Below are 9,159 nucleotides of genomic sequence, written 5' to 3' on the forward strand. Positions count from 1 at the left end.
AACCTCGATGGCCTATTTCAGCGCATCTTCTTCGTTGCGGCGGGTCACTGGATCGGAACCGTCCCAGGCCTCCACGTTTTTCAGGCCCGGCAACATATCGCGGTGGAATACTGGGTCTTGGCCGCGACGTTTTTGCTGGTTGTAGTTCTTCAGCAGCTTGAGCGCAACACCGCCCAACGGAACGATAGCGATCAGGTTCAGTACCACCATCGTCGCGGCGAAAGTATCGGCTAGGGCGAAAACGACTGGGATACTGGTAACCGAGCCGATGATGATGAAAGCCAGCACACCAACTCGGAAACCATTGAGAATCTTGGGCGATTCCGTCAAGTACTGCAGGTTCGTTTGTGCCAGGTAGTAGTTACCCAGAACCGAGGAGAACGCCAGGCAGAAGATGATGAAGGTGACGATGTGGATGCCCCAGTTACCGACTTCGTTAGCCAGCGCGGTTTGGGTCAGCGCAGCACCTTCGATGTTATCCAGCCCGTACTTGTGGTCACCACCCAGCAAGATGATGAAAGCAGTAATCGAGCAGACCAGCAGGGTGTCGAAGTAAACACCCAGAGTCTGGACCAAGCCTTGTTTCACCGGGTGGGATACGGTAGCGGTGGCCGCAGCATTCGGTGCGGAACCTTGCCCGGCCTCGTTGGAGAACAGGCCACGGCGCATACCGTGTGAGAACGCAGCACCGACGGTGGCACCAACCACCTCAGTGACACCGAATGCGTGGCCAACAATGTGGCCGATCATTCCAGGAACTTCGTTGATATTGATGATGATGACTACCAGGCCGATGATCACGTACAAGCCTGCCATGAATGGCACGATGATCTGGGTGAAGTTCGCGATGCGCTGCACGCCACCGAAAATCACCACAGAAGAAATCGCAGCCAAGATGATGCCGATGATGAGGTTGAAAACCCAACCTTCCAGCCCCAGGGAGGTAGACATGGTATCGACGATCGCATTCGACTGAAAAGCGTTGTACACAAAGCCGAAGGTGAAAGCCAAGGCCACCGAGAACACCGCGGCCAATGGCTTGAAGCCCAAACCGCGGGTCATGTAGTACGCCGGGCCGCCGCGGTAGTTGCCGCTGGATTCCCTGGTTTTCCACAGCTGCGCCAACGTGGCTTCGATGAAGGCGGTCGCGCCACCGACGATGGCGATGACCCACATCCAAAACACGGCGCCGGGGCCACCGATGGTGATGGCCACCGCTACGCCGGCGATATTTCCGGTGCCGACGCGGGAAGCCGCAGAAATAGTAAAAGCTTTGAAAGCGGAGATGCCGCCGTATTCAGGGTCCAGGTTCTTGCCTTTACCCTTTGGCCCTTCACCGAGCGAACGGAACATGTCGCCGAGTTTGGTGACCTGCACGCCGCTTGTGCGCACGGCGAAATAGACACCAGATGCAATCAGCAACCACGGGATGATTGCCCAAATGCCGTCGTTGAACTTAACGATGACGGCTTCAACGCTTTCCAGGAAGTTCATAGCTTGTCACTCTATAGTGTCATTGGCACACTGCACAAAAGTGACACGAGCGTTTGTTAATCACGATTCTGGTGATCTCATTCCCGCAGCGTCGGCATGGTTTTCCGGTTTGGCCATAAGCGTTCAGTGAGCGTTCAAAATAACCGCTACCGCCATTGACATTGACGTATAAGGCATCGAAGCTTGTTCCGCCTGCTTCTAGTGCCCGTGCCATGACATCGTGCGCGGCTTCCACCAAAGCCACCGCTTCGCGTTGTAATAATTTATTCGCGGGCCGTGCCGGGTGGATGCGCGCGGCCCAGAGCGCTTCATCGGCATAAATATTGCCGATTCCGGAGATGACCTCTTGATTCAATAACACGGACTTCACCGCGGACCGACGCTTGCGCAACGCCCGGGCCGCTACCGTCACGGCAAAATCCGGGCTAAACGGATCCGGGGCGATGTGCGCTGCTGGTTCTGGCAAATCAGGGCGATCTTGTGAGAACTCGCAAACTAGCCAACGGCCGAAAGTCCGCTGGTCCACGAAGGCAAGCTCACGCTTGACGACGCCCGACCCAGCGCTATTATCGCCGACGAGCCGCTTCGGCACTTCCAGCTCCGCGCGGATCCGCAGGTGTTTCGAATCTACTTGTCCTGGCTCGCCAACCAGCATCTGCCCGCTCATCCCCAGGTGCACGTATAACGCCTGGCCGTCGGCAAGCTCGGCCCATAGGAATTTCCCACGCCGGCACCAGCGCTCAATCACCGCATCCTGCAGTAGCCCGGCCAACGGAAATTCCTGTCCGCGGTTTGCCCGCGGGTGCAGAACCTCGACTTTTCCAAACCGCGCACCGGTGGTGTGCTCGGCCAAACCAGAGCGCACGACTTCGACCTCAGGTAACTCTGGCACGAACTACACCTTGATGGCGCCGGGATTTGCCTGCACTAGTTCACAGGCCTGACGTGCTGCCTGCTGCTCAGCCGTCTTCTTATTCGGCCCTTCGCCGTGACCAACTTCCGTCTGGCCGACGGTGGCGGTGACATAAAATGTCAGATCATGATCCGGGCCGGTACGTTCATCGGAATAGACCGCCATCGGCAACTTCGCTTCCGCCAAGGTTTCTTGCAGCGTCGTTTTCCAATCCAAGGTGCGGTTGCGGGCTGATGCACTCTCGATCTTGGAGTCGAACAACCGCAGAATCACCTCCCGGGCGGTGTCAAAACCATGCTGCCGATAAATGGCGCCGAGTAACGCCTCGGTGGTGTCTGCAAGGATAGAGTCCTTGTCACCACCGTGGGTGAGTTTTTCTCCTTTACCCAGCAAGATATGCGGGCCGAGATTGATCTCGCGGGCGACGTCGGCAAGCCCATAGCGCGAGACAATCGAAGCCCGCATTTTTGAAATATCCGATTCCGGCCGGTCCGGGTGCCGCTCATACAGCTTCGCGGCAATGGATAAACCCAACACGGCATCGCCAAGAAATTCCAGGCGTTCGTTGTTCGGCAACGTGCCGTTTTCATTCGCGAACGAACGGTGTGTCAGCGCCAAGCAAAGGTATCCATCGGACAGTTCTACCCCCAGCTGGGACAGCAGCGGCGTGTGATCGACCGCAGTAAAAGCCTGTGCCAAAGCTTGTTCACCAGTGAGCCGGGTTTTCTTGTTCGATCTAGTCACGGAATTTCTCCAGCCCCGCCCAACGCGGATCGATTCGTTCCTGCGCATCTTCGTCGCCTGACACCCCATCTGGTGCTGGAGTCAGAGAATCATCGGGGCAGCCGCCCTCACACACCGGACTAAATGGCAGGGAAACCACCAATTCATCGGTGAGAGTTTGCAGAAGATCAATGGTGTCTTCGTGGCTGACCTGTGGAATTTCATCCCCTGAACCTTCGTCCTCATCGTCTTCTGCGTCACCGGTGATGAAATCATCATCCGCTGAAAAAACCTGACTGATACGGACGGTCATCGGACGTTCCAACGGACTCAGGCAACGCGAGCACTCACCGCGGAGCACCGCGCTCACGTCAGCGTCGGCCATGATGCCGGACCCCAGCGAATGCAGCACAGCATCGACGGTGACTTCCGCGCCTTCTTCGATGGCGAGCATTTCTGCACCGATACGTCGTGGTGCCGGTCCGGTGTGCGTGGTCTGTTCTGGGCTCTGCTGCTGGGTAAGCAGCGCTTTGACGTCGAAAACAAATGGTGATGTCATAACTCGTCCTAGCATACCGGCCCGGGTTAATTAGTAGGTTTCGCCGGGTTCTTCCCAACGGCGAGCACTGCGCCCGTTGGCACTTACTGCCCCTCCGGCTCCCGCACCACGACGCAAGGCAGCACGGTCACGAGTGACGGTGCGCAATACGCCATTGAGGTTGTCTTCGAATTCACCCAAGCGTGCGTCGATGTAGTCATCGCATTCGGTACGCAACTGCCGTGAATCCGCGTGCGCTGTGGACACGATGCGCTGGGCTTCTTCTTCGGAGCGCCGCACGACCTCTGCCTCAGAGACCAGACGCTGCTGCTCTGCCATTCCTTCATCCACGCTGCGCTGGTAGGAGGCGTTACCTTCGGCAACCAGGCGTTCGGCTTCGTCGCGGGCGCGGGTGACGGTGTCTTCTGCCTCATCGCGGGCGCGGGTGGTCATTGCGTCGGCATCAGCCTCGGCGCGATCAACCATGTCAGTGGCGCGAGTGTGGGCGTCGGCAAGAATATCTTCGGCGTCAGCCTGCGCATCGTCCACGATTTGGTTCGCGCGTTCTTCGGCGCCGGTGAGGATTTCGTTGCGGTTATCCAGCACATCCTGCGCGTCGTCGATCTCCGTCGGCAGGGCGTTACGGAGGTCATCCAACAGGGCCAGCATGTCATTTCGCGGCACCATACAGTTGGAGGTCATTGGCACGCCATAGCCTTGCTCGACGTGTTGGACTAGTTCATCAAGCGCTTCAAAGACACGGTACATAATTGCCATCTTAAACGAGCTGGATATGCGAACGGGTCTGCCACGTCGGTACAAACGTGACAGACCCAAAACCCATGGACCCGAAACCCATAGACTCGAAATACGAACGGCTAGATTAGCGCCGCGGGAATCGCCTTATTAGATAACGCCCTGTGCCAGCATGGCGTCGGCAACCTTCTTGAAACCGGCGATGTTGGCGCCAGCGACGTAGTCACCTTCGCGGCCGTAGGTCTTGGCAGTCTTCGAGATGGACTGGAAGATATTGGCCATGATGTGCTGCAGGCGCTCGTCGGTGTATTCGAAGGACCAGGAATCGCGGGTAGCGTTTTGCTGCATCTCCAGCGCGGAGGTAGCAACACCACCAGCGTTGGCAGCCTTACCTGGGATGAAGGCAACGTCCTTAGACTGGAAGTAGTGAGCCGCCTCTGGGGTACATGGCATGTTGGCACCCTCGGCGACGTATTTCACGCCCGCTTCGGTCAGGCGCTTCGCATCATCTTCGTCCAGTTCGTTCTGGGTGGCGCACGGCAACGCAACATCTCCGGATTCTTCCCAGATATTGCCACCTTCGTGGAAGGTCACACCGTCTACTTCGTCGGCGTAGACGTTGATGCGTTCGCGACGATTTTCTTTGATGTCGCGCAGTTTTTCCACGTCCACGCCATTTGGGGTGGTGATGTAACCGGAGGAGTCGGACATTGCCACGACGGTACCGCCAAGTTCTTGCACCTTCTGTGCGGCGTAGATGGCGACGTTACCGGAACCGGAAATGATAACTTTGGAGCCTTCGAAGCTGTCGCCAAAGTGGTTCATGGCTTCCTTGGTGATGTATGCGACGCCGTAGCCGGTTGCTTCGGTGCGCACCAGGGAACCGCCCCAAGTCAGGCCCTTACCGGTGAGGGTGCCGGATTCGTGCTGGTTAGCCAAACGACGGTACTGGCCGAACAAGAAACCGATCTCGCGGGCTCCCACCCCGATATCACCGGCGGGAACGTCGCGGTATTCGCCGATGTGGCGGTGCAACTCAGTCATGAACGCCTGGCAGAAACGCATGATCTCAGCATCGGAACGGCCCTTTGGATCAAAGTCCGAACCACCCTTGCCGCCACCGATAGGCAGGCCGGTCAGGGAATTTTTGAAGATCTGCTCGAATCCCAGGAACTTAATGATGGAAAGGTTGACCGATGGGTGGAAACGCAGGCCACCCTTGTATGGCCCGAGCGCGGAGTTGAACTGCACGCGGAAACCACGGTTGACCTGCACCTCACCGTTGTCATCTGTCCAGGGCACGCGGAACATGAGCTGACGTTCCGGCTCACACAGACGTTCGATAAGGCCGTAGTTGGCGTATTCCGGATCCTTTTCCAGAACGACTTTGAGGGAATCCATAACCTCGGCGAGTGCTTGGTGAAACTCCGGCTCGCCCGCGTTACGCTCGAGCAAACGCTCGTAGTAGCTGTTGACTTGCTTTTCGACGTTCATGATCTCTGTGACCTTTCTTGTGGGTTGCACCAACAATTTTTAGTTTTCACTCACGTGAGGCATTTCGCAACCAACGATGAACGCAATCCGGAAACATACCGGTCATCCTATTGGAACCTACCCCCATAAGTGTGCACTGGATCATCATTCGGCAACGCGCCACACCGCTAGCCTGTCGTTTTTCGACGGCCGTTCGACAGGTATTCACCCCACCCGACAGCATTCACCACAGCTGCCGCCACTGACCATCGCGGCTCAGATAATCTGACAGGCATGAATATCGTTATCGCCCCGGATTCATATAAAGGTTTTGCTACCTCGGACCAAGCCGCCGGTTGGCTTGCCGACGGCGTCGCCGAGATTTTCCCGGACGCTACCATCACGACCGCTGGCATGGCCGACGGCGGCGAAGGAACCGCGGCACGGTTTTCCGGTGAGACCATCACCTTGCCGACGACGGATGCCGCCGGGCGCCTGACCGAAGCGAGCTACCGCTACGACCGGGCCGCGAAAACCGCGTATATTGATATTGCCGCTGCTTCTGGTCTGCCTGCTGTTACCGATAAACTCGACGCACTTGCTGCAGATACTTATGGCACCGGAGTATTAATCGCGGATGCGCAAACCCGCGGTGCGCAGCGTGTAGTTGTGGGATTAGGTGGTTCTGCCACCACTGATGGCGGAATGGGGATCTTGGTGGCTTTGGGTGCCGCGCCACACGATAAACGTGGCTATCCGTTGCCCAAGGGCGGCGGGCCGTTGGACCGTTTAGAACACATCGATACCGCCAATTTGAACGTTGCCGCTGCGGGTATGGAGTTCGTGTTGTTGGCTGATACTACTGCCCCAGCCTGCGGCCCGAAGGGCAGCGCTGCAGTTTTTGCCCGGCAAAAAGGCGCCAGTGATAAGCAGGTTGCGCACTTAGATACTGCCCTGATGCAGCTGTGTGAAGTGGCTGGTGTGGATGCTGATGCAGAGTTTATGGGGGCTGCGGGCGCAACGCCGGTGGGGCTGATGTGGTTATCGCGGCTGATTTACGGCACGAATGAGCACGTGCATGTATTGCCGGGCGCGGCAGTTATTGCCCAAGAATTAGGTCTACCTGAGGCCATTACCCAGGCGGATTTGGTCATTACCGGCGAGGGCCGTTTTGATGAGCAGTCCAGCCACGGCAAGGTCGTCGGCCATATCGCACAGCTGGTGGATGCAGCTAGTCAGAACGCTAGCGAGAAACCTGGCCCGGTATTGGCGATCGCCGCGGCTGAGTTCGGTGTACAGCCGTGCGATAATGTGCTCGCCGTGCAGCTGGCGCCGGGTAAAGGTGTGGCAGATCAGCTACGCGCTGCCGGGGCGGAAATTGCCCGGAAATTCCAGAAGCTTTGCATACAAGCCTAATTAGCGGGAGATGTTGACCGTCCATGGGTAGGTCGCGGGCTGCTCATAGGCTTTTTCGTTTTCCAACAGCACGCGGTCATTCGGTAACGGCGCTTCCGGTGTTAAAAAGCGCGACAGTGCCATGGTCAACTGATTCACCGAGCCTTTTACCCCGTCGACTTCGAAGCGGTAGCGGTGCATGACGCCGTCCTCGAGTTCGTCGTCGTTGTGTTCGTCCTCGTAGATGCGGTGCAGTTGCTCTACGACGTCGTCGGCTACTTTAGGCTTGTCGTCGAAAGACAGCTTCGCCGATTCCAGCATCTCGGATTTCACGAGTTTATCGCAGGCAAGCTCGTAGTTTTCGCGCAGGCGTTGTGCGGGTTCTACGGGGATGAGAACGTCAAACTGAATAGTTGGCATAACGATAAGCCTACCCTCATGATTCTGTGTTGCCTAGGGGCGTTCGTGTGCCGTTATTCACGGTCTTCTTGCCGACGCCACTCTGCCGTTGCACGTTCGCTGCCCAACATTCTTTGCGCCGCGTACACATGACGAAACCGCCACCCCGAGTGGACCGACGGCAACCTATGAGGGAACGAACTAGCGCTACACGCAGCTACAGCTGCGCGCTCGTGTTAAACGCTAGGAAGTAACGATGTTTAATTCTTCGTCGAAAATTCCCTTCTAACTGGCTTAACGTGGGTCAAAAATCGGTAATTGCATAACAAAACCGCCGTCCTCTGCGAGGGCGACGGTTAGTTTTGACTGGACCCGTGCTGCTAGTCAAGCAGCGTCAGAGCGTCTGAGACAGTGAGAGTCTAGAAGCGAATACCGGTCTTAGCGAATGCATTACGCAGGTTCTCAAGGATGACTCCGAATCGACCGAAAATGGGTGCGAATACACCCAGTCTCGCTGCATAGTCAAAGAAACTCTTAAAGGAATCAGCAGCGCCACCCAGTTTGGGGTCTGTACCTGGTTTTTCATCTTTGCCAGGTTGGCTTGACTCTTGCTCGTCAACTCCACCAGATAGTTGATGCTGCTGGTTCAGCTCTTGCGCGCGTTCAACGATGTGCGCGACGTATGCACCAGTGTTGGCGTCATCAACTTGTTTTTTGAACGCAGCTTTTCGCTCCAGCGAGAGCTTATTTAGGCCCTCAATAATGCGGTGAGCTTCTCCTTTGTCCTTTGCCAACGTTCCCTTGGCAACTTCTTCAGCAGCCTGTTTGTCAGACAACTTGTGCGCTTGATCAACAACCGCAGCTACATCTGCAACAGCAGCGGAAGCATTGACCCGATCTATGAATTGAGACTTCTGGTTTTCGGTCAGATAAACCGCACCCTCAATCGCAGCAACCGCAGCTTCCTTCGATTCAACCAGTTCCTCTGCAGCCTCATGCTCGGCAACCACATCACGATGCTCAGCAAACGGCACAGCCAAACCCTCAGCAGTCAACGACTCCTCATTCGGATCAACCACAGGATTCGAATTAACACCCAACTCATTGTTCAACACAGCACGATGAGCACCAGCTTCCTCTGCTTCAAGTTTGTCAGCTAGCTGTTGAACTAATTCACGGAACTCAGCCTTCCACGCATCATCAACTGAAAAACCTTCCCTCTGCGCCTGAGCCACAAACCGCTCCGCAACCGCATCAGCACCCGGAGCATTCGAAACATCAGCAGGACGCAAAGCAGCAACAATAGCGCCCGAATGATGATCAAAATAATCCTGCGCCGACGGAGCAAAATACTCCGGATACAGCTCACGCTCTTTCTCCGAGACTAACTGACGGAACTCAGCCTTCCACGCATCATCAACTGAAAAACCTTCCCTCTGCGCCTGAGCCACAAACCGCTCCGCAACCG

Annotated in this window: 9 protein-coding genes; 1 reads left to right on the plus strand and 8 read right to left on the minus strand. The window is 56.6% G+C overall.

The features are described 5' to 3' along the window. Window positions 1-12: 12 nt before the first annotated feature. The 6 genes from QP888_RS01165 to gdhA all read right to left on the minus strand — a co-directional run bounded on the left by QP888_RS01165 (window position 13) and on the right by gdhA (window position 5,918). Window positions 13-1,494, minus strand: a complete 1,482-nt coding sequence (locus QP888_RS01165; RefSeq protein ID WP_284811590.1) for an alanine/glycine:cation symporter family protein — start codon at window positions 1,492-1,494, stop codon at window positions 13-15. Between the two features lie 19 nt (window positions 1,495-1,513). Next, window positions 1,514-2,386, minus strand: a complete 873-nt coding sequence (mutM, locus tag QP888_RS01170; protein ID WP_284811592.1) for a bifunctional DNA-formamidopyrimidine glycosylase/DNA-(apurinic or apyrimidinic site) lyase — start codon at window positions 2,384-2,386, stop codon at window positions 1,514-1,516. Window positions 2,387-2,389: 3 nt separating this feature from the next. Further along, on the minus strand, window positions 2,390-3,151 hold the full coding sequence (gene rnc, locus QP888_RS01175; protein WP_284811593.1) for a ribonuclease III: 762 nt from the start codon (window positions 3,149-3,151) through the stop codon (window positions 2,390-2,392). After that, complete coding sequence (locus QP888_RS01180; protein WP_284811595.1) at window positions 3,144-3,689, minus strand: YceD family protein; 546 nt, start codon at window positions 3,687-3,689, stop codon at window positions 3,144-3,146. The genes rnc and QP888_RS01180 overlap by 8 nt, the downstream gene beginning before the upstream one ends. A gap of 30 nt (window positions 3,690-3,719) precedes the next feature. Then, entirely contained in the window at window positions 3,720-4,436 is a 717-nt protein-coding gene (locus QP888_RS01185; RefSeq protein ID WP_284811596.1) for a DivIVA domain-containing protein, read from the minus strand. 138 nt (window positions 4,437-4,574) lie between these two features. After that, a complete protein-coding gene (gdhA, locus tag QP888_RS01190) occupies window positions 4,575-5,918 on the minus strand; it encodes an NADP-specific glutamate dehydrogenase (protein WP_284811598.1) in 1,344 nt (447 codons plus the stop codon). A gap of 273 nt (window positions 5,919-6,191) precedes the next feature. On the opposite strand from gdhA, the gene QP888_RS01195 reads away from it, so the two are divergent. Further along, a complete protein-coding gene (locus QP888_RS01195) occupies window positions 6,192-7,313 on the plus strand; it encodes a glycerate kinase family protein (RefSeq protein WP_284811600.1) in 1,122 nt (373 codons plus the stop codon). Here QP888_RS01195 and QP888_RS01200 read toward each other — a convergent pair whose 3' ends face one another. Together QP888_RS01200 and QP888_RS01205 are read right to left on the minus strand one after the other, a co-directional pair. Then, window positions 7,314-7,712: a hypothetical protein gene (locus QP888_RS01200; protein WP_284811602.1), complete on the minus strand. Its 399-nt coding sequence runs from the start codon at window positions 7,710-7,712 to the stop codon at window positions 7,314-7,316. 398 nt (window positions 7,713-8,110) lie between these two features. Then, on the minus strand, window positions 8,111-9,159 hold a 1,049-nt coding region (locus tag QP888_RS01205; RefSeq protein ID WP_284811603.1), incomplete at its 5' end, for a GA module-containing protein.

This window comes from Corynebacterium sp. MSK297 (genome assembly GCF_030232885.1).
Taxonomy (GTDB): Bacteria; Actinomycetota; Actinomycetes; order Mycobacteriales; family Mycobacteriaceae; genus Corynebacterium.

Bases quoted from the DNA above. Each gene is read 5' to 3' on its own strand.
- QP888_RS01165 (WP_284811590.1), bottom strand. From the start codon at position 1,494: ATGAACTTCCTGGAAAGCGTTGAAGCCGTCATCGTTAAGTTCAACGAC.
- QP888_RS01180 (WP_284811595.1), bottom strand. From the start codon at position 3,689: ATGACATCACCATTTGTTTTCGACGTCAAAGCGCTGCTTACCCAGCAG.
- QP888_RS01185 (WP_284811596.1), bottom strand. From the start codon at position 4,436: ATGTACCGTGTCTTTGAAGCGCTTGATGAACTAGTCCAACACGTCGAG.
- gdhA (WP_284811598.1), bottom strand. From the start codon at position 5,918: ATGAACGTCGAAAAGCAAGTCAACAGCTACTACGAGCGTTTGCTCGAG.
- QP888_RS01195 (WP_284811600.1), top strand. From the start codon at position 6,192: ATGAATATCGTTATCGCCCCGGATTCATATAAAGGTTTTGCTACCTCG.
- QP888_RS01200 (WP_284811602.1), bottom strand. From the start codon at position 7,712: ATGCCAACTATTCAGTTTGACGTTCTCATCCCCGTAGAACCCGCACAA.